Below are 803 nucleotides of genomic sequence, written 5' to 3'. Positions count from 1 at the left end.
GCGACAGGGAGGCGTCCGCCACCGGGTGGCCCTCGGCGTCGGTGACCTGGCCCTCCACGACCACGGCGGGGGACAGGACGAACTCCAGGGGCGGGTCCCCCCGCGCCACGGTCTTCTCCAGGCTGAAGTCCAGCAGCCGCTCCGCGGACACCTTGAACTCGTAGGGGCGCGCCAGCAGGGGGCCCAGGCGCACGCGGCCCTGCGCGTCGCTCTCGTGCAGGAGCTGGCCGGACTCCATGCCGTAGGTCAGGTCGGGGCCGTCCCTTCCGAGGGTGACCACCGAGGCGCCGGCCACGGGGTGCCCGGCGGTGTCGCGCACGGTGGCCTCGAGGAAGAACGCGGTGCCCAGGTGCAGCGTCACCTCGGCCTCGGACTGGTGCTCCGTCAGCTCCACCTGTTCGAAGGCCCGCTCTCCGCCCTGTTCGGCGTTCAGGGCGTAGGTGGAGGGCAGCAGGTCGTCGAAGGTGAAGCGCCCCTGCGCGTCGGTGACGGTGAGGCGCTCGCCGTCCTGCTCCACCACGGTGGCGCCGGGGACGGGCCGCTCACCGTCGAGCACCTGGCCCACGATGCGCCGGGGCGGGTGCATCACGAGGTCTTCCTCCAGGGCGGTGGCCCCCAGCTCCTGGAGCCAGATGGGGAGCTTGCCCGGGTGGGAGGCGGCGAGGGTGTAGAGGGCCTCGGGCAGGGGGCCCACGCTGAAGTGGCCGTTGGCGTCGGCGTGCGCCTCGAAGTAGCGCGCGCTCCCGGCGTGCACCACGGTCAGCCGGGTGTCTGGCAGCGGGGTGCCGTCCTCGTCCACCACG

Annotated in this window: 1 protein-coding gene; it reads right to left on the bottom strand. The window is 73.7% G+C overall.

Annotation, left to right across the window (positions count from 1 at the left end; all coding sequences use genetic code 11):
• A partial coding sequence (locus D7V93_RS43675; protein WP_147451711.1) for a carboxypeptidase-like regulatory domain-containing protein occupies positions 1–803 on the bottom strand: 803 nt, incomplete at both ends.

The sequence above is a fragment of the Corallococcus llansteffanensis genome (assembly GCF_003612055.1).
Classification (GTDB): Bacteria; Myxococcota; Myxococcia; order Myxococcales; family Myxococcaceae; genus Corallococcus; species Corallococcus llansteffanensis.
The sequence above is the reverse complement of the archived record's forward strand: the minus strand, read 5'-3'. Positions and strand labels throughout refer to the sequence as shown.